The organism is Actinoplanes sp. NPDC051411 (assembly GCF_040682075.1).
Classification (GTDB): domain Bacteria; phylum Actinomycetota; class Actinomycetes; order Mycobacteriales; family Micromonosporaceae; genus Actinoplanes.
Genome location: NZ_JBFBAD010000034.1, coordinates 42,435 through 64,199, shown reverse-complemented (window position 1 = coordinate 64,199; position 21,765 = coordinate 42,435). Strand labels below are relative to the sequence as shown.

20 protein-coding genes are annotated in these 21,765 nt (G+C 71.5%); 14 read left to right on the top strand and 6 right to left on the bottom strand.

Annotation, left to right across the window (positions count from 1 at the left end; translation table 11 throughout):
- Positions 1-6: 6 nt before the first annotated feature.
- From AB0M88_RS20465 to AB0M88_RS20455, 3 genes are read right to left on the bottom strand one after another with little or no spacing between them, the layout of a single operon-like run.
- The gene (locus AB0M88_RS20465) at positions 7-1,062 is read right to left on the bottom strand and encodes a tartrate dehydrogenase (RefSeq protein ID WP_364104170.1); all 1,056 of its coding nucleotides are present in this window, start codon (positions 1,060-1,062) and stop codon (positions 7-9) included.
- Positions 1,062-1,868 (bottom strand): DeoR/GlpR family DNA-binding transcription regulator, encoded by an 807-nt coding sequence (locus AB0M88_RS20460; RefSeq protein WP_364104167.1) that lies wholly within the window; start codon positions 1,866-1,868, stop codon positions 1,062-1,064. Before AB0M88_RS20460 ends, AB0M88_RS20465 begins: the two co-directional genes overlap by 1 nt.
- A gap of 41 nt (positions 1,869-1,909) precedes the next feature.
- Positions 1,910-2,875, bottom strand: a complete 966-nt coding sequence (locus AB0M88_RS20455; RefSeq protein ID WP_364104165.1) for a cyclase family protein — start codon at positions 2,873-2,875, stop codon at positions 1,910-1,912.
- 278 nt (positions 2,876-3,153) lie between these two features.
- On the opposite strand from AB0M88_RS20455, the gene AB0M88_RS20450 reads away from it, so the two are divergent.
- Genes AB0M88_RS20450 through AB0M88_RS20405 form a run of 10 tightly spaced genes read left to right on the top strand, consistent with a single transcriptional unit; the run spans position 3,154 to position 13,277 of the window.
- The gene (locus AB0M88_RS20450; RefSeq protein ID WP_364104162.1) at positions 3,154-4,350 is read left to right on the top strand and encodes an ABC transporter substrate-binding protein; all 1,197 of its coding nucleotides are present in this window, start codon (positions 3,154-3,156) and stop codon (positions 4,348-4,350) included.
- A gap of 30 nt (positions 4,351-4,380) precedes the next feature.
- A complete protein-coding gene (locus tag AB0M88_RS20445; protein WP_364104159.1) occupies positions 4,381-5,256 on the top strand; it encodes a branched-chain amino acid ABC transporter permease in 876 nt (291 codons plus the stop codon).
- Positions 5,256-6,215: a branched-chain amino acid ABC transporter permease gene (locus AB0M88_RS20440; protein WP_364104156.1), complete on the top strand. Its 960-nt coding sequence runs from the start codon at positions 5,256-5,258 to the stop codon at positions 6,213-6,215. The genes AB0M88_RS20445 and AB0M88_RS20440 overlap by 1 nt, the downstream gene beginning before the upstream one ends.
- Complete coding sequence (locus AB0M88_RS20435; RefSeq protein WP_364104153.1) at positions 6,212-6,979, top strand: ABC transporter ATP-binding protein; 768 nt, start codon at positions 6,212-6,214, stop codon at positions 6,977-6,979. Before AB0M88_RS20440 ends, AB0M88_RS20435 begins: the two co-directional genes overlap by 4 nt.
- Positions 6,976-7,686, top strand: coding sequence for an ABC transporter ATP-binding protein (locus AB0M88_RS20430; protein WP_364104150.1), 711 nt, complete (start codon positions 6,976-6,978; stop codon positions 7,684-7,686). The genes AB0M88_RS20435 and AB0M88_RS20430 overlap by 4 nt, the downstream gene beginning before the upstream one ends.
- A 10-nt stretch (positions 7,687-7,696) precedes the next feature.
- Complete coding sequence (locus AB0M88_RS20425; RefSeq protein ID WP_364104147.1) at positions 7,697-8,473, top strand: MBL fold metallo-hydrolase; 777 nt, start codon at positions 7,697-7,699, stop codon at positions 8,471-8,473.
- Positions 8,470-9,303 (top strand): enoyl-CoA hydratase-related protein, encoded by an 834-nt coding sequence (locus AB0M88_RS20420; RefSeq protein ID WP_364104144.1) that lies wholly within the window; start codon positions 8,470-8,472, stop codon positions 9,301-9,303. Before AB0M88_RS20425 ends, AB0M88_RS20420 begins: the two co-directional genes overlap by 4 nt.
- Entirely contained in the window at positions 9,288-11,408 is a 2,121-nt protein-coding gene (locus AB0M88_RS20415) for an acetate--CoA ligase family protein (RefSeq protein WP_364104141.1), read from the top strand. Before AB0M88_RS20420 ends, AB0M88_RS20415 begins: the two co-directional genes overlap by 16 nt.
- Complete coding sequence (locus AB0M88_RS20410) at positions 11,405-12,814, top strand: aldehyde dehydrogenase family protein (protein ID WP_364104138.1); 1,410 nt, start codon at positions 11,405-11,407, stop codon at positions 12,812-12,814. Before AB0M88_RS20415 ends, AB0M88_RS20410 begins: the two co-directional genes overlap by 4 nt.
- A gap of 25 nt (positions 12,815-12,839) precedes the next feature.
- Complete coding sequence (locus tag AB0M88_RS20405) at positions 12,840-13,277, top strand: nitroreductase/quinone reductase family protein (RefSeq protein ID WP_364104135.1); 438 nt, start codon at positions 12,840-12,842, stop codon at positions 13,275-13,277.
- Between the two features lie 4 nt (positions 13,278-13,281).
- On the opposite strand, the gene AB0M88_RS20400 is transcribed toward AB0M88_RS20405, so the two are convergent.
- Entirely contained in the window at positions 13,282-14,475 is a 1,194-nt protein-coding gene (locus tag AB0M88_RS20400) for a thiolase family protein (RefSeq protein ID WP_364104132.1), read from the bottom strand.
- Positions 14,476-14,545: 70 nt separating this feature from the next.
- Between AB0M88_RS20400 and AB0M88_RS20395 the strand changes: the two genes are divergently transcribed.
- The 3 genes from AB0M88_RS20395 to AB0M88_RS20385 all read left to right on the top strand — a co-directional run bounded on the left by AB0M88_RS20395 (position 14,546) and on the right by AB0M88_RS20385 (position 18,761).
- Positions 14,546-15,442: a LysR family transcriptional regulator gene (locus AB0M88_RS20395; RefSeq protein ID WP_364104129.1), complete on the top strand. Its 897-nt coding sequence runs from the start codon at positions 14,546-14,548 to the stop codon at positions 15,440-15,442.
- A gap of 59 nt (positions 15,443-15,501) precedes the next feature.
- Positions 15,502-17,619, top strand: coding sequence for a PAS domain S-box protein (locus AB0M88_RS20390; RefSeq protein WP_364104126.1), 2,118 nt, complete (start codon positions 15,502-15,504; stop codon positions 17,617-17,619).
- Positions 17,620-17,807: 188 nt separating this feature from the next.
- Complete coding sequence (locus AB0M88_RS20385; RefSeq protein ID WP_364104123.1) at positions 17,808-18,761, top strand: sensor histidine kinase; 954 nt, start codon at positions 17,808-17,810, stop codon at positions 18,759-18,761.
- Here AB0M88_RS20385 and AB0M88_RS20380 read toward each other — a convergent pair.
- Both AB0M88_RS20380 and AB0M88_RS20375 read right to left on the bottom strand, forming a co-directional pair.
- Positions 18,751-19,794 carry an alcohol dehydrogenase catalytic domain-containing protein gene (locus tag AB0M88_RS20380; protein WP_364104121.1) on the bottom strand — a complete coding sequence of 348 codons (1,044 nt, stop codon included), beginning with the start codon at positions 19,792-19,794 and terminating at the stop codon, positions 18,751-18,753. The genes AB0M88_RS20385 and AB0M88_RS20380 overlap by 11 nt on opposite strands.
- A 176-nt stretch (positions 19,795-19,970) precedes the next feature.
- Positions 19,971-20,357, bottom strand: coding sequence for a hypothetical protein (locus AB0M88_RS20375; RefSeq protein WP_364104118.1), 387 nt, complete (start codon positions 20,355-20,357; stop codon positions 19,971-19,973).
- 270 nt (positions 20,358-20,627) lie between these two features.
- On the opposite strand from AB0M88_RS20375, the gene AB0M88_RS20370 reads away from it, so the two are divergent.
- Positions 20,628-21,746: a hypothetical protein gene (locus tag AB0M88_RS20370; RefSeq protein ID WP_364104115.1), complete on the top strand. Its 1,119-nt coding sequence runs from the start codon at positions 20,628-20,630 to the stop codon at positions 21,744-21,746.
- Positions 21,747-21,765: the final 19 nt, after the last annotated feature.

Genomic DNA, 21,765 nt, shown 5'->3' with positions numbered 1-21,765 from the left:
GTTTCCTTACTTGGAGAAGTGCTCGAGGACGGCCTTGGTGAAGCCGTCGGTGCCGTACGTGCCGCCGAGGTCGCGCGTGCTGACGCCGGCGGCCAGGCAGGCCCGGAACGCCGATTCGATCTCGTCGGCGGCTTCCGGCCGGCCGAGGTGGCGCAGCATCATCGCGCCCGCCCACAGCTGGCCGATCGGGTTGGCCACGCCCTGTCCGGCGATGTCCGGCGCCGAGCCGTGCACCGGCTCGAACATCGACGGATGGTCGCCGGGCGGGTTGAGGTTGGCGCTGGGGGCGACGCCGATCGAGCCGGCCAGCGCGGCCGCGAGGTCGGAGAGGATGTCGCCGAAGAGGTTGGAGCCGACGATGACGTCGAAGCTCGCCGGGTCGAGCACCAGCTTGGCGGCGAGCGCGTCGATCAGCACCTTCTCCAGCGCCACATCGGGATGCTCGGCCATGACGCCGGCGACGACCTCGTCCCAGAACGGCATCGTGTGGATGATGCCGTTGGACTTGGTCGCCGAGGTGACCTTCTGGCGGCGTCCCTCGGCGAGCGTGGCGGCGAAGCGGGCGGCCCGTTCGACGCCGCGCCGGGTGAACACCGCCTCCTGGATCGCGGCCTCGTGCGGTTGTCCCTGGTAGATGCGGCCGCCGACCGACGAGTACTCGCCCTCGACGTTCTCGCGCACGATGACCAGGTCGATCTCGTCGACCCCGCGGACGCGTACGGGAATGCCCGGCAGGCTGCGCACCGGGCGCAGATTGATGTATTGGTCGAAGGCCCGTCGGATCGGAATGAGCAGGCCCCAGAGGGTCTCGGTGTCGGGGATGGAGGGGTCGCCGACCGCGCCGAGGAAGATGGCGTCGTGCCGGGCCAGCGCGTCGAGTCCGTCGGCCGGCATCATGCGGCCGGTGCGGTGATAGAAGTCGGAGCCCCACTGCAGCCGGGTGACCTCCAGGCGGAAGCCGTGCCGGGCCGCGACCGCGTGCAGCACCCGCCACGCCGCGGGGACCACCTCCAGGCCGATCCCGTCGCCGGGGATCGACGCTATCGCGTAGGTGTCTTTCATCAGGCGCTCCCGGTGGGTACGACGATGACCTCGATGTCGTGCGAAGTGAGCATGGCCAGGTGTTCCTCGCTGATGCCGTCGTCGGTGATGACCCGGTCGAGCTCGCTCAGCTCGCAGGCCCGGACCATCGCCGAGATGGAGAACTTGCTCGAGTCGGTGAGCAGCACGACCTCGTCGGTCGCCCCGACCAGCGCGCGCTTGGTGACCGCGTCGTAGTCGTTGCCGCAGTAGACGCCGCTGGCCTTCAGGCCGGAGGCGGCCAGGAACAGCGTGCGTACGTGCAGTTCGCCGATGTGGGCCACGGTGGCGGCGCCGGCGAACGACTGGGTACCCGCGTGCAGGGTACCGCCGAGGCAGATCACCTCGATGTGGTCGCGGCCGGCGAGCGCGTTTACCACCGACAGGGAGTGCGTGACCACCTTGACCCGGGAGTCGGCGGGCAGCGCGGTGGCCAGTTCCAGGGTTGTCGTGCCGGCGTCCACCGCGATGGCGCCCGAGCGGGGGACGAAGTCGAGCGCCCGTTCGGCGATCGCCCGCTTGGCCGCGCCCATCCGCGTGGTGCGGGCCAGGAAGTCGGTGCCCATCATCTCGGTCTGCTTGAGCTTGGTGACTCCGCCGTGCACGCTGCGCAGGTCGTCGGAGTCGACGAGCATCCGGATGTCGCGGCGAATCGTCATGTCGGAGACCTCGAAGGCGGCCGACAGCTCGGTGATCGTGCAGAACCCCTGGCGTTCGACCATCTCCAGGATCTGGGCCCGCCGGTCCTCGGCCGAGGTGTAGGTCCGGACGGGTTCAACGTTGGACACGAAGGCCTCCGCAACAGCAGCGCGATGTGGTCGGCACCCGGTCACCTGATCGCCAGGGCGTTGGCGGGGGAGGCCGCCGCGTGCGGAAGATTGAGGGGTGCCGACGTGACGCACGCACGATATTCGCCGTCGGCGGCGCAGGCGTCGGCGAGCCTCTCCAGGTACCAGAGTTCGCCCATCGGCAGGCCCAGCATCGGCAGCAGTCGGGTGTGGAGGCTGATCTCGTGCCGGCGGGACGGGTCGGCCAGGACCGCGGCCCGCTCGTCCGGGGGCAGCAGCCCGCCGATCGGCCACAGCTCGAAACCGGGGTTGTCCGCGGCGACCGCGCTCGGGTGCAGGTTCCACAGCACGCGGGCGGTCTCCTCGTCGGGGGCGAGGCCCGGGTTGACCAGGTTGGACGTGGTCTTGAGGTGCTCGCGGCCGGCGGCGTCGAGGCTCTCGTACCAAGCGATCCAGCCGGTGCGGATCAGCAGGACGTCGCCTGTTCGAATCTGAACACGCTGGGCGGCCGCCGTGTCGAGCAGGTCGTGGCCCGAGATCGGGTCCGGAGTGCCCTGTCGCAGCGGCCGTCCGACCGAGGCCCGCCAGCGGGCCACGTCGAGCAGGACGGCGCCGGCGACGATGCCCCGCTCGGCCCACACGTGTACGCCGTGCCCGTCGCCGAGCCCGTTGTAGTTGCCGGAGCCGTGCCGCGAGACGTGGCGGAACCCGTCCCACTGCGAGGAGGACTGGGTGTTCCAGTCGCTGACCACGTCGTTGAGCGAGGTCGAGGTGGTCGACTTGACGATCTCGTGCCGGACGCGGGGACGGTCGAACAGCGGCGGGTCGGGGAGGTCGATGCGCCAGTTGAGCGAGTGCACGTCACCGCGGTTGACGTCGGCCAGGGCGGCCCGGACGGTGCCGGCGTCGAGCAGGTTGAGACAACCGAGCCGGTCGTCGGCGCCCCACAGACCCCAGGAACTGCGCACGCCGTCGATCAGCGCGAGGTCGTCGTAGTCGGGTGGCATCGGCTCACCGTATGGAGCGTGATCCGCGATGTCAATAATCAAACATCTCTCTCAGGGCAACTTTGACCGACCTGAAAACGGGAGGCGCGCTGAACAGCGGAAATCGCCGATTAACACTTGCGACATCGAGTGTTGACTTTCCAACATAGCCGTGCCAATGTTTGCCAACTGAAACGCCCTCGGCAACCCCGAGTCGCAGCTGGTCGCGTCACCCGCACACCCGCCTACGCGGCGCGTCAAAGACCGTCTTGCTCAAGCACCTCTCCGGGAGCCCACTCATGCATATACGGCGAAATCCTCGTGTGGTCGCGTGTCTCTCCGCGGGCCTGCTCGTCCTCGGCCTCTTCACCGGCTGCTCGAAGCAGAGCGGCTCGGGAGGCGGCGGTGGCGACGTGAAGCCGAAGTCGTACACCCTCGGCGCCGCGCTTCCCCTGTCCGGCCCGAGCACCGCGCTCGGCCAGTACTTCCAGCACGGGATCGCGGCCGCGGCGAAGGAGATCAACGACGCCGGCGGCATCGACGGCGCCAAGCTCACCGTCAACTACGCCGACAACCAGCTCCAGGCGGCCGCTTCGGTGACCGCGATGAACAAGCTCATCACCCAGGGCGGCACGCAGGCGGTCATCATGACCTCCAGCGCCGGCGTCACGGCCACCGCGCCGATCGCCACCAAGCGGAGCCTGCTGATGCTCAACCCGGGCGGCGAGGACCCGACGCTGCAGAAGCTGTCGCCCAACATCATCAGCAACATCCCGAACATCAAGACCGAGATCGACGCCATGCTGCCGTACATCAAGCAGCTCGGCCACACCAAGATGGCGATGTACGCCGAGGGCGACGCGCTGGGCGCCACCAGCACCGACCTGGTCAAGACGGAGTGGGAATCGCTCGGTGGCACCTGGCTCGGCGCGCAGTCGGAGCCGATCACCGTGGTCGACCACTCGGCGGTGATCGCGAAGATCAAGGCCCAGAACCCGGACGTCGTCTACGTCCTGTGCGGCGGCCAGCAGGCCGGCACGTTCGTCAAGCAGGCCCGCGCGCAGGGGCTCAACCAGCAACTGGTCGCGGCGAGCCCGTTGCAGGGCGGTGACCTGATCCCGCTGGCCGGCGCGGCCGCCGACGGCATCCTCGACTCGGGCATCGCCCAGCCGCTGGAGGCGAGCAACGCGAAGGCCACGTCGTACAAGACCGCCTTCGACGCGCTCTACCCCGGTCAGGACCCGACCAACGTCTACTCGGTGTTCGCCCACGACGCGGTGCTGATCTACGCGGCGGCGGCCAAGTACCTGATCGACAACAAGATGCCGTACAACGGCAAGAACCTGGTCAAGGCCGTCCTCGCCCAGAAGTCCTTCGACGTCGCCGGCGGCACCACGAACTTCTCACCCGACGGCAGCTCGACAGCGGCGATCACCTTCTCGAAGATCACGGACGGCAAGTTCGTGCCCTTCAAGACCGTCCAGCCCAGTTCTTGATCGGCGCAGACTGACGAAGGCGGCGACGACGTGCTCTTCAGACAGGAACTGATCAACGGGCTCACCCTCGGCGGCATCTACGCGCTGGTCGCGATGAGCTTCTCGATCATCTTCTCGGTCACCAAGACGTTCCACTTCGCCCACGGCGCCGTCTACATGTGGGTCGCGTACGTCGTCGCCACCCTCCAGGGACCCTGGGGGTTCGTGCCGGCCCTGCTCGCGGGGCTGGTCACGTCCCTGGGCCTGACGCTGCTCATCGAGCTGATCGTCTACCGGCCGATGCGCCGCAACGGCGCCGGCGGCCTGGCCATCTTCGTCGCCTCGCTCGGCGTGCTGATCGTGCTGGAGAACCTGGTGCCGGTGGTGTTCGGCTCCCAGGTCCGCCCGCTCAACCTGCCCGGCCTGCCCGCGTCGGTCCACATCGGGGAGTACGTGATCCCGTCGGCCGGGCTGGTGTCGCTGGTTCTGGCCGTCGTCGTGGTGGTCGCGCTGGTCGCCATGTTCCGCTACACCCACCTGGGCCGCTCGTTCCGGGCCGTGGCCAGCAATCCGCAGATGTCCACCCTGGTCGGGCTGGAGGCCAAGCGGCGCTATCTCCTGGCGTTCGGGCTGGGCGCCCTCGTGCTCTGGCCGGCCGCGGTGTTCAACTCGGCCACCACCGGGGTCAACCCCGGCCTGGCCGAGAACATCATCCTGATCACGCTCATCGCGGTGATCGTCGGCGGTGTCGAGAGCGTGCCCGGCGCGGCCCTCGGCGGCTGGCTGATCGGCCTGAGCCAGTCGCTGAGCTCGCTGTTCTTCTCGTCCCAGTGGCAGACCGCCGTCGCGTTCGGCGTCTGCATCGTGTTCATCCTCTTCCGGCCGACGGGCATCCTCGGCCGCACGGTGTTGCGGAGTGGAGTCTGATGACCTTCGTCCTCACCGAACTGGTCATGATGACGATCTACATCGTCCTCGCGGCGTCGTTCGACCTGATCATCGGGCGCGGTGGCATGTTCTCGATCGCCCACGCCGCCTTCTTCGCGATCGGGGCCTACGCGACCGCCCAGATCACCGACAAGCTCGGCGTGCCGGTGCTGGTCGGCTGGGCGCTCGGGGCGGTGCTGTGCGGGATGCTGAGCCTTCTGCTCGCGCTGGTCGCCGTACGCGTCAGCTCCGACTACCTCGTCATCGTCTCGTTCGGCTTCCTGACCATCGTCCTGGCCGTCCTGTCCAACGTGGCGTCGATCGGCGGCGGCTACGTCGGCCTGAGCGGCATTCCGGCCCCGTCGGCGTTCGGCTACTTCGTCGGCTCGGACGCCCAGTTCGTCGGGTTCTACCTGGCCGTCACCGCGGTCGTCGTGGCGCTCCTGCTCTATCTCGCCCACTCGCCGTTCGGCCGCACCCTCAAGGCGATCCGCGACAACCCCCTCGCCGCGGAGGCGATCGGCAAACGACCGACGATCGCCAAGCTGTGGGTGTTCTCGATCGCCGGCGCGTTCGCCGGAATCGCCGGCGCCATGTACGCCTCCTACATCTCCTACATCTCGCCGGACGCGTTCGGCAGCCAGGTCAACACGCTCATCTTCGCGATGGTGTTCGTCGGCGGCGCCGGATCGGTTCTCGGGTCGGTGCTCGGCGCGATCGCGCTGACCTGGATTCCGGCCCTCATCTCGCTCGCCTCGCTGCCGCCGGACATCCTCGGCAACCTCGAGCAGGCGGCGTACGGGCTGCTGCTGGTGATCATGGTGATGGCGGTGCCGGGCGGCATCGGTGGCGCGGTCGCCTCGCTCACCGCCCGGCTGCGACATCGCCGCCCGCCCGCCGACGCCGGCGCGTGGGAGAAGGCCGGGGACCCGGCCCGGGACGAGGTGGCCGCGTCATGAGCGACCTTCTCGTGGTCTCCGATCTGGCCAAGAGCTTCGGTGGCATCAAGGCCGTCCGCGGGGTGTCCTTCACCGTCCGGCGAGGCAAGGCCACCAGCCTCGTCGGGCCCAACGGGGCCGGCAAGACCACCATCTTCAACCTCATCACCGGCTCGCTGCGGGCCGACACCGGCTCGGTGCTCTTCGAGGACCGGGAATTGCGCGGCCTCTCGCCGAGCCAGGTCGCGCGCCTCGGCATCAGCCGCACGTTCCAGGACCTGCGCCTGTTCGCGACCATGACCGTGCTGGAGTCGGTGATGGTGTCGTTCCCCGACCAGCTCGGCGACCGGCCGACCGCGCTCGTCTTCCGGCCGCGGGCCGTCCGCCGCCAGGAAAGGCAACTGCGGGAGAAGGCCCGGGAGATCCTCGCTCAGGTCGGCCTGTCCGGCCAGGAGGGCCGCCGGGCCGGCGAGCTTTCGTACGCCGAGCAGAAACTCCTGACGATTTCCCGCTCAATGGCCATGGGCGCCGACGTGTGGCTGCTCGACGAACCGGCCTCCGGACTCGACGGCGACACGTTGGTGCAGTTCGCCGCGCTGTTGCGCGGGCTGGTCGACAACGGCCAGACCGTGCTGATCGTCGAGCACAACCTGCGGCTCGTGCAGGAGGTGTCGGACTGGGTGCTCTTCCTCGACCAGGGCCGGCTCAAGGCCGAGGGGTCGCCCGAGGAGATCTTCCAGAACAAGGAGCTCCAGGACATTTACATGGGCGGAGGTGTGGTGTGACCGACGTACTCACGGTGGAGAACGTCTCGGCCGGCTACGACCGGCGGACCGTGGTCAATGAGTGCTCGCTGCGGCTGGGCGAGGGCGAGTTGGTCGCGCTGATCGGCCACAACGGCGGCGGCAAGTCGACCCTGCTGAAGACCATCTCCGGCCTGCTGCCGTGCCGCTCGGGCACGATCGAGCACTGCGGCGAGCACGTGGGGCGGTTCAACGCGTCCAAGCGGGTCGGCCGGGGACTCTGCCTGGTTCCCCAGCTGGGCAACACCTTCCCCGACCTGTCGGTCGACGAGAACCTGGCTCTGTCGGCGCGCATGCGCTACAAGCGGGAGGCGGATCGTACGGCCGCCATCGCCGACGTCTACGAGCTGTTCCCGATTCTCAAGGAACGAGTGCGCCAGGCCGCCGGGCAGCTCTCCGGCGGCCAGCGGCAGATGCTCGCGATCAGCATCGCCCTGCTCAAGCAACCCAAGGTGTTGCTGCTCGACGAGCCGTCGCTCGGCCTGTCGCCCGCGCTGGCCGGGCAGGTGCTGGCCAAGGTGCGCCAGATCAGCCAGGAGCGCGACACGGCCGTGCTCATCGTCGAGCAGAACGTGCGCGACGTGCTCCGGGTCGCGACCCGGGCGTACGTCATGCAGAGCGGCCGCATCACGCTCTCCGACAGCTCGGACCGGATCCTGCAGCGTACGGACCTGTTCTCGCTCCTCTGAAGGGGGACTCGTGGCGACCGTCGACATCGTTCTGCGCGGCTTCTCGGTGGTGACCTCGGAGGGCAACTTCGCGCCCTGCGGCGTCTATCTCGTCCGGGCCGACGACGGCCGGACCCTGGTCTACGACTCGGCCCACGCCGGCCGCCGGATGAAGCTGCTGAACGCGCTCGAGCGGCGCGGCATCGACCCGGACCGCGTCGACGTGGTGGTCGCGTCGCACGGGCATTGGGACCACGTCCAGAACTTCGACGTGTTCAAGCGGGCCGAGCTTCTGGCCCACGCCGACGAGTTGGCATACCTGGCGGCGCCCGATCCGGGCGACCACGCCACCCCGGCGTGGACCAGGGACCTGTTCGCCGGAGCACGGGGCGTCGCCGACGGGGAGGAACTGCTCCCGGGCGTACGCGCTCTGCATCTGCCCGGGCATTCGCCCGGGTCGCTCGGTCTGGCGGTGGAGACCGCCGACGGCGTCGCCGTCATCTCCGGTGACGCCGTCGCCTCCTCGGCCGCCGCCCTGGCCGGGTTCTGCCCCAACGTCTTCTTCGACGCCGAGAAGGCCGACGCCTCGCTGAAGCGGGTCGTCGAGCTGGCTGACGTCGTCTACCCCGGCCACGACCGCCCGTTCCGGATCACCGGCGCGACGGCCGAGTTCCTCACCGACATCCGACCGATGACGGTCGGCGTCGGCGGCCTGCCCGCCGAGGTCGTCACCGTCGAGGCCCGTACCGGCCTCCAGCGCCTGCTGCACGGCGCGGCCCGCCAGTCATCCACGAAAGGGAACCGATGAGTTCGTACGAGTCGCCCTACGACCCCGAATCCGCGCCCAGGGACCTCGAGTTCGTCCGGTACGAGAAGAAGGGCCACGTCGCGTACGTCCGGCTGAACCGGCCCGAGGTCCGCAACGCGCTGCACTCGTTCATCTACGTCGAGCTGCGCCGGTGCTGGCGGGACATCCAGCTCGACCCGAACATCTACGTCGGCATCGTCTCCGGCGAGGGCAAGGCGTTCTGCGCCGGCCGCGACGTCAAGTTCCTGGCCCAATACCAGGCCGAGGGCAAGCGGACCCCGCACGAGGACCCGAACAGCCCGATCTTCCACTGGGGCGGTGGCGGCCAGCCCGAGGACGTGGGCCTGGAGAAGCCGCTGATCTGCGCGCTCAACGGCTTCGCGGTCGGCGTCGGGCTCACCCTCGCGCTGCAGTGCCAGCTGCGGGTGATGGCCGACGACGCGTGGATCGGCGACCAGCACACCAACGTCGGCCGGCTCGGCTCGCCGCACCGGAAGTACCTCGAACTGCCGCGGGCCACCGCCGCCTACCTGACCCTGTGCAACGGCCGGCTGACCGCCCAGGAGTGCCTGCAGCAGGGCATCGTCAACCGGGTCGTGCCGGAGGACAAGCTGATGGAGACGGCCGAGGAGTTGGCCGACATGGTCTGCCAGGGCTCGCCGCTGGCCGTCCAGGCCGCCGTCCGGCTCTACCGGCTCGCCGCCGCCGTGCCGCAGTCGCTGACCGACTACGCCAAGCACCTCGACAAGGAGATCGCCGAGAGCGACGACGGCGCCGAGGGCCCGCGGGCGTTCAAGGAGAAGCGCGCTCCGGTGTGGACGCTCAAGTGACCGGTTCGCTCAGTAATCTCTTCAACCCCAAGAGCGTCGCCGTCGTCGGGGCCAGCGACAAACCCGGAAATCGCGGCGGCCAGGCGATCACCTATCTGCGCAAGTTCGGGTACGCCGGCACGGTCGTCCCGGTCCACCCGTCGGGCAACAGCGTCCACGGCTACGAGGGCGTCACGTCCCTCGACGAGCTGGAGGCGCCGGCCGACGTGGCCCTGCTCGCGGTGGGGGCCCGAAACGTCGCCGACGTGGTCACCGATCTCGGACGGCACGGCATCGGCGCGGCGGTGGTCTGGGCGGGCGGTTTCGCCGAGAACGGCGGCGACGGCGTACAGCTGCAGACCGGCCTCGCCGAGGCCGCCCGCGCCGCTGGTGTGCGTCTCCTGGGCCCGAACTGCCTCGGCCTGGTCAACACCGGCATCGGCTTCTGCGGCACGTTCGCGTCCTGGCTGAACACGGCCGACCGGCTGCTGCCCGGCCATATCTCGATGGTGACCCAGAGCGGCGGTCTCGGCGCGTTCGCCCACTCCGGCGCCCAGGACCTCGGCGTCGGGTTCCGCTTCATGGTCAGCACCGGCAACGAGGCCGACATCAGCGCGGTCGAGGTGCTCGAGATGTTCGCCGAGGACCCGGAGACGCACGTCATCTGCAGCTATCTCGAGGGCACGCCCGAGGGGCCGCGGCTGATCCGGGCCCTGCGCCGGGCCCGGGCCAACGGCAAGGACGTCATCATCCTCAAGGGCGGCCGCTCGGCGGCGAGCGCCCGGGCCGTGGCCGCGCACACCGGCGCCATGGCCGGGCAGGCCCGGATCTGGGGCGACATCCTCACCGACGTCGGCGCCATCCAGGTGACCGCGCTGGAGGACCTCATCGAGGTGGCCACCGCGCTCGTGCACAGCAACCACAAGCCGCGCCTGCACGGGCGGCGGGTGGCCGTGATGAGCTACGGCGGCGGCTCCGGCGTGCTCGCCTCCGACCTGGTGGTGGAGGCCGGGCTGGAACTGCCCCCGCTCTCCGCCGACCTGCAGAACACGCTGCGCCCGCTCGTCCCGCCGATCGCCTCGCTGCGCAACCCGATCGACCTGACCCCGGAGGCGTTCAACCAGGACGCGTTCCGGGCCAAGTCGCCCGACGTGCTGGCCGAGCTGGAGCGTACGGACGAGATCGACGCGCTGCTGCTGCAGGGCGGGGCCATGTCCCGAGGGGCCGACGAGGCGGCCGCCAACATGTCGGACTTCCATGACCGGTCGGCCAAGCAACTCGCGATCTACTGGCCGGCCGCGCCCGAGTCGGCCCGGGCGGTCTTCCGCGAGCGAGGCGTCCGCGTCTTCGACAACCAGAAGATCGCGGTCGACGTCCTCCGACGGGTCGTCGCCGCGCGGCAGGCCGGCCTCGGCGCGGCGGCCGCCCCGTTGCCGGCCGAGGTCACGACCGTCGACCTTCCGGTGGTCCTGCCTGGGCAGGTGCTGGGGGAGGACCAGGTCGCGGTCCTGCTGCGCGCGGCCGGTGTACCGACCCTGACCGGCCGCCTGGCCACCACGGCCGACGACGCCGTGGCCGCCGCGGGCGAGGCCGGCTTCCCGGTCGCCATGAAGGTGGTCTCCCCGCGGATCACCCACCGCGCGGCGGCCGGCCTGGTCCGGCTTCGGATCGCCGACGACGAAGCCGTCCGCGGCGCGTGGGATTCCCTCGTGCAGGGTGCGGGCGACGCCCCGATCGAGGGCGTCTACGTCCAGCAGATGGCGCCGTCGGGCGGCATCGAGTTCCTGGTCTCCGCGCTGCGCGACGAGACGTTCGGGCCGATCGTTTCGGTCGGAGCGGGCGGCGTGCAGACCGAACTGCTCGACGACGTGGTGTTCGCGCCGGCACCGCTGGACGAGACCTCGGCCCGGCGGGTCGTCGACCGGCTGCGCATCGCCGGATACCTCGCCGGCAAGGGGCAGGACGCCTGCCTCGGGCCGCTGGCCGCGTTCGTCGCCGCGCTGTCCCGCTTCTCGGCGGCCCTGCCGTGGCCCGGTTACGTGCTCGAGGTCAACCCGGTGCTGGCCACCCCCGAGCGGGCCGTCGCCCTGGATGGGCTGCTCATCATCGAGGAGGGCCACGCGTGAACGAGGTCTGGATCGACAACCGGTGGACGCTCTCGGCCGGGCCCGGCACCCTCGACGTGCTCAACCCGGCGACCGAGGAGGTCATCGACACCATCTCCGACGGGACGCCCGAGGACGTCGACCGGGCCGTACGCTCGGCCGCGGCCGCTTTCCCGGCATGGTCGCGCTCCGATGTGGAGGAACGCCGCGACATCGTGCTGCGGGCCGCCCGGGCGCTGGAGAAGCGGTCCGACGAGGTCACGCGGATCATCACCAGCGAGGTGGGACAACCGCTTCGGATCGCCCGTACGGCTCAAACGGCGACCTCGGTCGCCGACCTCGACATCGTCGCCGAGGTCCTCGCCGACGTCCGGTTCAGCGAGAAGATCGACAACTCGGTGGTCCGCTACGAGCCGATCGGCGTGGTCGGCGCCATCACCCCGTGGAACAGTCCCCTGCACCAGGTCTGCATCAAGGTCGGCGCCGCCCTCGCGGCCGGGTGCACGGTCGTGCTTAAGCCGAGCGAGGTGGCGCCGCGGACGGCCTTCCTGCTCGCCGAGCTGTTCGCCGAGGCCGGGCTGCCACCGGGCGTCCTCAACCTGGTGCCCGGCACCGGCCCGGGCGCGGGCCAGGCGCTGGCCGAGCACCCGCTGGTCGACATGGTGTCGCTGACCGGATCGGTGCGGGCCGGCCGGAGCGTGATGGCGGCGGCCGCGGGCACGGTCAAGAAGGTCGCGCTGGAGCTGGGCGGCAAGTCGCCGAACATCATCTTCGGCGACGCCGACCTTCCCCGAGCGGTGGCCGACGGCATCGACGACTGCTTCCGCAACTCCGGGCAGGTCTGCGGCGGGCTGTCCCGTATGCTCGTGCCTCGCGAGTCGCTGGCCGAGGTCGAACGCCTTGCGGTCGCGAAGGCGGAGTCGTTCGTCGTCGGCGACCCGCTCGACGAGCGGACCACGCTCGGACCGGTGACGACGGCCGATCAGCGGTACCGGGTGCGCGCGTACATCCGCTCCGGAATCGACGAGGGCGCCACCCTGCTCACCGGGGGTTTTTCGCCGCCGGACGGGCTCGATCGCGGCTACTTCGTCCGGCCGACCGTGTTCTCCGGCGCCACCAACGCGATGCGGATCGCCCGCGAGGAGATCTTCGGCCCGGTCGTGGTGATCCTGCCGTTCGATGACGAGCGGGACGCGATCGGCATCGCCAACGACTCCAGCTACGGCCTCGCCTCCGGGGTGTGGTCGGCCGACGCCGCCCGCGCGGAACGGGTGGCGAACGCCCTGCGGGTCGGCCGGGTGCGGGTCAACGGGGCGCCGCTCAACCGGCGGGCGCCGCACGGCGGGTTCAAGCAGTCCGGCTTCGGCCGCGAGTGGGGCCGGCACGGCATCGAGGAGTTCCTCGCCCCGAAGTCGGTGAGCTTCTAGGGTCCGATAGCCCTAGAGTCGGGGCATGACCTTCGATGGGCGCAACGGCACGCGGGGCTCACGGCAGCCGGGTGGGCTGATGATGATGCTCGCCAACAAGATGACCATGGGCCGCATCCGGCGGCGGGCGAGCGGAGCTCTGCTGGTCCTGACCACGATCGGGCGCCAGAGTGGCCAGGAGCGGCAGAGCCCGGTCCGCTGGTTCGACGACGAGGCCGGTGGCCGGCTGATCGTCGCGTCGGCCGGCGGCGCCGCCAAGAATCCGTCCTGGTATTACAACCTCAAGGCCCACCCTGATCGGGTGTGGATCGAGATCGGCAAGGAGAAGACGGCGGTCACCGCCGAGCAGCTGCACGGCGCCGAATACGACGCCGCGTGGCAGCGGATCACCGCCCAGGCGCCGCAGTTCGCCGGCTACGAGAAGAAGACCGACCGCTCGATCCCGGTCATCCGGCTGATCTAGCGCCTCAGCCCACGTTTTCGAGGACTACCGCCAGGGCCTGGCCGACGCCGATGCAGATGGCCGCGACGCCCCAGCGGTCGCCCGACTCGCGCAGCCGCTGGGTCAGCGTGCCGAGGATGCGGCCGCCCGACGCGCCCAGCGGGTGGCCGATCGCGATCGCCCCGCCCTTCGCGTTGACCAGCCCGCGGTCGGCCAGGCCCTCGTCGAGCCAGGCGTCGACGCAGGCCAGCGACTGGACGGCGAAGGCCTCGTTGAGCTCGACCGCGGCGACGTCGGACCAGCCGATCCCGGCCCGCGACAGCGCCCGCCGGGCCGCCTCGACCGGGGCGTAGCCGAACATCGGCGGCTCGACCGCGGCCACGCCCCGCCCGGCCACGCGGGCGAGCGGGGCCACCCCGATGCGGTCGGCGGCGGCCTCCGAGCCGAGCAGGATCGCGGACGCGCCGTCGTTCAGCGGCGAGGCGTTACCGGCCGTGATGGAACCGGACGGGCGGAAGGCCGGCTTGAGCGTGGCCAGCTTCTCGACCGTCGATCCCGCTCGGATGCCCTCGTCGCGGGTCAGGTCGGTATCCGGGACGGGCACGACCAGATCGGCGTAGAAACCGTCGGTCCAGGCCGCGTCGGCCAGGGCGTGCGAGCGTACGGCGAACGCGTCCTGCCGCTCGCGGGAGATGCCGAACTTCTCGCCCAGCATCTCGTTGGCCTCGCCCAGCGAAACCGTCCACTCCCTGGGCATCCGGTCGTTGACCAGCCGCCAGCCCAGCGTGGTCGACACCGCCGTGACGTCGCCGGCCGGGAAGGCGCGGGACGGCTTGGGCAGCACCCACGGCGCGCGGGTCATCGACTCGACGCCGCCGGCCACCACCACGTCGGCGTCGCCGGTCTCGATCGCCCGGGAGGCCATCATCGCCGCGTCGAGCGAGGATCCGCACAGCCGGTTGACCGTCGTGGCCGGCACCGAGACCGGCAGCCCGGCCAGGAGCACGGCCATCCGCCCGACGTTGCGGTTGTCCTCGCCGGCCTGGTTGGCGCAGCCCCACACGACGTCGTCGATGGCGGCCCGGTCGAGGCCGGGCGCCTTGTCGAGGACGCCCCGCAACGCGACCACGGCCAGGTCGTCGGGGCGGACGCCGGCGAGGGCGCCGCCGAAGCGGCCGAACGGTGTGCGGGCGGCGGCGTACAGATAGGCCGAAGACATGGTTCGAACCTACGACGATTCGACCGATCATTGCCAATAGGGAGTCCGCACGGATTGATAGTCTGCGCTTATGGATCTCCGGCAGCTCCGGTCGTTCGCCGCGCTGGCCGAGGAGCAGCACTTCGGCCGCGCCGCGGTCCGCCTGCACGTGTCGCAGCCCGCCCTGTCCCAGCAGGTCAAGCAGCTCGAGCACGAGTTGGGCCTCGCGCTCGTCAACCGTTCGACCCGGCGGGTGGAGCTCACCGAGGCCGGCCGGCGTCTCGCGGCCCACGCGCGTACGGTCCTCGCCGCCGCCGACCGCGCGGCGGCCGACATGGCGCACCTCGCCTCCGGCCTGGCCGGACGGGTCTCGGCCGGCTTCGTCGGCACCGCGACCTACGACCTGCTGCCGCTCGCCGCGCGCGAGGTGCGCGCCGACCTCCCCGACGTGCAGCTCGACGTGCACGGCGAGCTGTTGAGTCCGCAGCTGGTGGCCGGACTGGTCGACGGCGAGTACGACCTGGTGGTGCTCCGGCCCGACGGCCTCGACCGGCCGGATGTCGACGTGCGGATCCTGCGCCGGGAACGCCTGGTGGCCGCCCTGCCCGACCGTCACCCGCTGGCCGGCCGCCGGCGCATCGATCTCGCCCTGCTGGCCGGCGAGCCGTTCGTCATGCACTTCTCCCGCCACCGGTCGTCGATGCACGAGCGGGTGCTGGCCGCCTGCGCCGCCGCGGGTTTCCGCCCGGCCTCGATCATGGAGGTCGGCGAGACCGCCACCCTGGTCGTCTTCGTCGCCGCCGGGCTGGGCGTCGCCCTCGTGCCCGAGCCGGTGCGCAGCCTCGACCTCGACGGCGTCTCCTACGTCGCGCTCAACGCCGCGCCGACCATCGAGCTGGCTCTCGCGCTCCGTGCCGGCGAGACGTCCCCGGCCGTGCGCCGGGTGGCCGACATCGTCGCCGGGAGCTGCACGCGGTCCCGACGATAAACACGCGGTCCCGACGATAAAAATGCTCAGGTCGGTGGCTTCGCGGCCGATGTTGCAGTGTGCGGATCGCGCGGGGGTGGTCGGCCCAGTGGCGTCCGGCAGCCGTGCCGCTGCTGATCTGGCTGGTGCTCGCGCTCGCGGGCACCAGCGGCCTGCTGTGGCAGCAGCACACCAGCCGGCAGCAGGTGGCGCAGCGTTTCGACCTGCGAGTGAGCCTGATCAGCGATTTTGTCGCCAGCTACACGGCCGACCTGATCGACCGCGAACGCACCCAGGCCCGGGCGTCGTTGACCGCCGGCACGGTCCAGGCCGCCGATTTCGCCCGCGCGGTCGCCGGATTCGGCTACCCGGCTGCGGTTCTGCTCGACGACCGCGGGCGGGTGATACAGGCCGTGCCGTACGACCCCGCGCTGATCGGCCAGGACCTCACCGGCCGCTACGCCCATCTGGCCACCGCCGTCCGGCAGGGCCGGCCGGCCGTGTCGGCCGTGGTCGCCTCGGCGGCCCGGGGCCTCCCCGTGGTCGCGTTCGCCGTGCCGTTCGCCACCCCGTCCGGCCGCCGGGTCTTCTCCGGAGCCGTCGACATCCGGCGCAGCTCGCTGTCGGCCTATCTGTCCACCGCGTTGACGTTCGCCGGCGTCCGGATCCAGCTCGTCGACGGCGCCGGCAATCTCGTCGCCGCCAACACGCCGCTGTCCGGCGTCCCGGCCCTGACCGCCCGCGACCTACCGCTGGCCGCCGCGCTCGGGCAGGCACCGCGGGGCCGCTATCGCGCCGGAGACAGCTGGTGGCGGTACACCTCGACGCCGATCCGGGGCACCCCGTGGCGCCTTTCCGCCACGGTCCGGCAGGACGTGCTGTTCTCGTCGCTGTCCGGCAGCGAGACAGCCGGGCAGGCCGCGCTGGCCGGCGGGGCCGTGGTGGGGCTGCTCGTCGTCGCGGCCGCCGGCCGGGCCCGGCGCAGCCGGCGGGAACTGCAACTCAGCGAGCACCGGTTCCGGCAGGTGTTCGACGGCTCCCGGATCGGGATGACGCTGACCGACATCACCGGCCGGTTCCTGCGGGTCAACCCGGCCGCCTGCCAGCTGTTCGGGCGCGCCGAAACCGACCTCGTCGGCACCGCGTTCAGCGATCTGACCCACCCCGACGACGGCCACGTGTCGGCGCAGCTGTGCCGCGAGTGCGTGGCCGGGCGGATCGACGGCTTCGACGTCGACAAGCGGTACCTGCACTCGGACGGCCGGACGGTCGACGCCTCGGTCACCGCCGCCCTGTTGCGCGACGGCGACGGCCGGCCGCGCTACTTCGCCACCCAGATCATCGACATGACCGAGCGCCGCGCCCTGGAACGCGCCCGCCGGGCCGGCGAAGCCGAACTGACCCGCCGCGCCGAGCAACTCCAGCTCGCCAACGCCCACCTGGCCGACGTGATGGCCATGCTCAGCCACGACGTACGCCAGCCGCTGAGCACCATCGTCGGCCTCGGCGACCTGCTTCTCGAGGAATGGCCGGCCCTGTCCGACCGGGCCCGGTGCGGCGAGGTCGCCCGGATGGCCGCCGCCGGGCGCCGCGCCGGCGACCTGGTCACCGACATTCTGACCCTGGCCCAGCTGGACGCCGGGGCGCTGCACGCCCGGCCGGCGCTGATCGACGTGTCCCACGCCGTACGCGACGCGGTGGCCAACTACCACAGCAGCGACGCCACACCGGTCGCCGTCGTGGCGCCGGACCAGACCAGCGCTCTGGCCGACCCGGCTCATCTGCACCTCATCCTCGGCAACCTGCTGACCAACGCCACCAAGTACGGCCGGCCCCCGATCGTGGTCACGGTGACCAATCGCCGGGACCAGGTGACCATCGACGTGACCGACCACGGCGAAGGCGTACCCGAGGCCTTCGTTCCGCATCTGTTCGAGCGGTTCACCCGGGCCGAGACCGGCGTGGCGACCACCGCCCCGGGCACCGGGCTCGGCCTCTACCTGGTTCATCAGCTCGCCACCGCCGGCGGCCTGGGCATCGCCTACCGGGCCGCCGAACCGGCCGGCGCCAGCTTCACCATCACGGTGCCGTGCCCGGCCCCCACGGTCGCCCACGTCGAGCGCCTCCGGCCCGGGCCGGCCCGCAATCAGGCGCGCGCCCGTGAGAGTGGACCGGGAGCTGACGCGGATCGGGCATGATCCGTTGGAGTCCCTATTCCGGCGGACCGGTCGGCAGCCTCGCCCCCGAGGATGTGCGGGGTCTGGTTCGGTACCTGCGCGAGCACTGAGCTCGGAGCGCGCCCGGCATCCGGTGGCGGCCGGGCGGCGCGTTACGCTCGCGGAATGACCCTCGACGCCGTCGATCACCCGCGCGCGGTCGCGGCGGCATGAGGACCGGTGCGGCCGCCGGCCACCACGGCTACTACCACGAGGCCGTCTGCTACGACTCCGACGAGCATCTGCTGGCCGTGGTCCTGCCGTTCCTGACCGGCGGTGCCGAGGCGGGCGAACCCACGGTGGTCGCGCTCGGGGAACGCAACACCGCCCTCGTCCGCGACGCGCTGGCCGGCGACTCCCGGGTCACCTATCTTGCGAGCGATGAGACCTACGCCCGGCCCGCGGCCGCGATCCGGGCGTACCGGAAGATGCTGGCCGGCCACGGGGCCGCCGGTGCCGGGCAGATCCGCATCGCCGGCGAGCTGCCGGCGTCGTTCGGCCCGGCCTGGGACTCGTGGGCCCGCTACGAGTCGGCGATCAACCACGCGTACGACGAGTTCCCGCTCTGGAGCATGTGCGCGTACGACGTGCGTACCACGCCCGCGCCGGCGCTCGCCGACGTCGCCCGGACCCACCCCCGGACCGCGTTGCCCGACGGTCGGCACCCGGCCGGCGAGGCGTACACCGACCCGCGTACGTTCCTCGCCGAGCGGCGCCCCCTGCCGCCGGACCGGCTCCGGGCGACCGCGCCGCGCGCCGACCTGACCGATCCCACCTCGGCCCAGGCCCGCCTGGCGGTCCGCCGGGCCGCGCCGCCCGGTCTCGCGGCGTCCGACCTCGACGGATTCCTCGTCGCGGTCACCGAGGCGGTGACCAACGCCGCCCGCCACGGGGTCCCGCCGACCCGGATGCGCGTCTGGACCGACACCGACCGCATGATCGTCGAGGTCGCCGACCGGGGCGACGGCCCGAAGGATCCGTTCGCCGGCCTGCTGCCGGCCGGCCACGGCCACGGCGGCGGCCTGGGTCTCTGGATCACTCATCAGATCTGCGATCACGTCGCCTTCGGCTCCGACGAGCGCGGCTTCACCGTACGCCTGACCACCGGCGGCCTCAGGGCGTGAGGATGACCTTGAGAGCGGCGTTCGCCGCCGCGTTTCCGAAGACGCCGTACGCCTCGTCCATCTGATCGAAGGTGAACGAGTGCGTGCCCATCTTCTCCGCCGGGATGCGCCCGCTCGCGACCATCTTGAGCAGCGTCGGGATCGAGACCGTGTCGACCAGGCCCATGGTCAGCCGCACGTTCTTGATCCACATCTCCTGCATCGGCAGCTCGACCGGCACCCCGTGCACGCCGATGTTGGCGATCGTGCCGCCCGGCCGCACCAGCGACGCGGCGGTCAGCAACGTCTCCGGATAGCCGACCGCCTCGATCGCGACGTCGACGCCGAGGCCGTCGGCGAGGGCGACCACGTCGTCGGCCGTGCCCTGCCCGGCCTCGAACACGTCGGTCGCGCCGAACTCGAGGGCCTTCTCGAGGCGGAACTTGTTCGAGTCGATCGCGATGACCCGGGAGGCGCCCCACAGCCCGGTGGTGAGGATGGCCGCCAGTCCGACCGCGCCCGCGCCCACCACGGCGACGGTGTCGCCCGGGCGTACCTCGCCGGCCAGCACGCCGACCTCGTAGCCGGTGGGCAGCGCGTCGGCCAGGAAGATCGCCTGCTCGTTGGTGACCCCTTCCGGCACCGCGTAGAGCGACGTGTCGGCGTACGGCACCCGGACCAGCTCGGCCTGCGTCCCGTCGATGAGATGGCCGAAGATCCAGCCGATTCCGCCGACGGTCTGGCAGTGCGACGGCATGCCGCGCTGGCAGTACGCGCACCGGCCGCACTTGGTGATGGCCGGCACCAGCACCCGGTCGCCGGCCGAGAACCCCTTGACCGCGTCACCGGCCGCGACCACCGTGCCGACCGCCTCGTGGCCGAGGATCCGGCCGTCGGTGACGGCGGCCACGTCGCCGTGCAGGATGTGTAGGTCGGTGCCGCAGATCGTGGTCGTGTCGACCCGGACGACCACGTCGGTCGGCTCCTCGATCGTCGCGTCGGGAACGTCCTCCCAGGCCTTCTGGCCGGGGCCGTGATAGACGAGTGCCTTCATGCGGCTGACGCTATCGACGGGCTGTGCCGCCGCCTGTCGCAATTTGGGACGCCCGGCGGAGCGGACTGCGCGAAGCGCGGCCCGGGACGGCCGGGCGCTCGCGACCGCGGCCCGGCCGCGGGCCGGGCCGGCCGGTCTGCCCGGCCGGCCCGCGTGTCCCCGGACCGCTGCCGGGCTCAGGCGCAGATGCTCGGGCCGGCGGCCTCCGCCCCGCCGATCTCTACGAGCGCGGTGTAGCAGAGCCCGGCCTGATAGGGCGCCTCGGCCCAGTTCCGGGTGACCGCGCCGCCGTTCGCGGCCTGCGGGAGCGAGCCGGTCCAGAGCGTCCGGCCGTCGGAGATGCGCAGGCCCAGCCGCACCGTGGCGGCGGGTGCGCCGTCGCCGGAATACCAGCCGCCGAACGGGTTGGTGGTCGAGTCGAACGTGCAGACCTCACCGAAGGACCGTCCGAGGGTCGCGTCGTTGCAACCTCCGCCGCTCGGTGCCGCACTCGCCGCGCCGGCCAGGCCGAGCGTCAGCGCGCCGGCCGTGCCGAGCACGACCGCGATCCGGGTCATCATCATTCAGCAGCCTCCATCATGGATGCGTCACATATGAGGACGCCTGTCATCACAGTGACGATCGTCAGTATGAAGGATCGAGGAGGGGGAACGCCACCGCTCAGCGGAGGCCGGTCTGGAGGCCGGCCGTCCGCTCGTGCCCGCGGTCGGTTGTCGTGGCCGCCAATCCGGGCCGTGGGTTCTTGGCGGCGCGGACATAGGCGGGCGGCCGGCGTCCGGGGATGATCGTTCGCGGAGGCGGCGGGCACGGAGTTTCGGAGGGGGCCGACGGCGATGATGCCGATGGGGCACTACGGCATCACCGAAAGCCGGGGCTTCCTGCCGGCCACCGACCCGCTCGACCGGCTGCCGGAACGGTATGCGGCCTGGGAGGACGTCGCCGGGAACGGGTCCACGCTCATCATGGCCGGCCGGTTGAGGCAGACGGTCGACCGCCTGCCGGTGCTCGACCCCGGGCCGCTCGTCGACGGGCGGGAACTCGAACGGGCGATGCTGCTGCTGACCGTGCTGGCCAACGCGTACGTCCGGGGAGAGGGACCGGGCACGGACCGCTTGCCGCCGTCGCTGGCCCGGCCACTGCATGAGGTCGCGCGCCGGCTGGACCGGCCGCCGATCGTCGCCCACGCCTCGATCGTGCTGAACAACTGGCGCCGGATCGACCCGGCTCTGCCGCTGAGCGTGACGAACATCGACACCCAGGTCACGTTCCTCGGCGGCATCGACGAGAAATGGTTCTATCTGGCGACGGCCGGGGTGGAACTGGCCGGCGCGGCCGGCCTCGCGCCGCTGCTGCGGGCGCAACGAGCGGCCGCCGCCGGCGACGGTGGTGCGCTGATCGCCGAACTGACCGCGGTGACATCGGCGATCGCCGCCGCCACCGACGCGCTGATGGCGATCGAGAAATGGTGCGACCACTACGTTTTCTACCATCGGGTGCGGCCGTTTCTGGCCGGCTGGCCCGAGCCCGGCATCCGGTTCGAAGGGGTCGACGACCGGCCGCGGGTTCTGACCGGCGGCAGCGCCGCGCAGAGCTCGCTGATCCAGGCCTTCGACGCCGGACTCGACATCACCCACGACGCCCCGTCGACGGGCGGCTTTCTGGCCGGGATGCGCCGGTACATGCCGGCCGGCCACCGCCGCTTCCTGGCCGACCTGCGGGCGGGGCCGTCGGTGCGGGAGTTCGCCGGCGCGGACCGCGATCCGAAGCCGGCCGGGGCGTACGACGAGGCGGTACGGGCGCTGACCGCCCTGCGCCACAAGCACATCGGCATCGCCGCCCGCTACATCCGCCGCTTCGAGCGCGACGACGGCGGCAAGGGCACCGGCGGCAGCGACTTCGTCCACTTCCTGCGCACGTCGAGGGAGGAAACCGCGCGCGGACGGCTGCGGTGACCGCGCGGAGCCGCCCGCC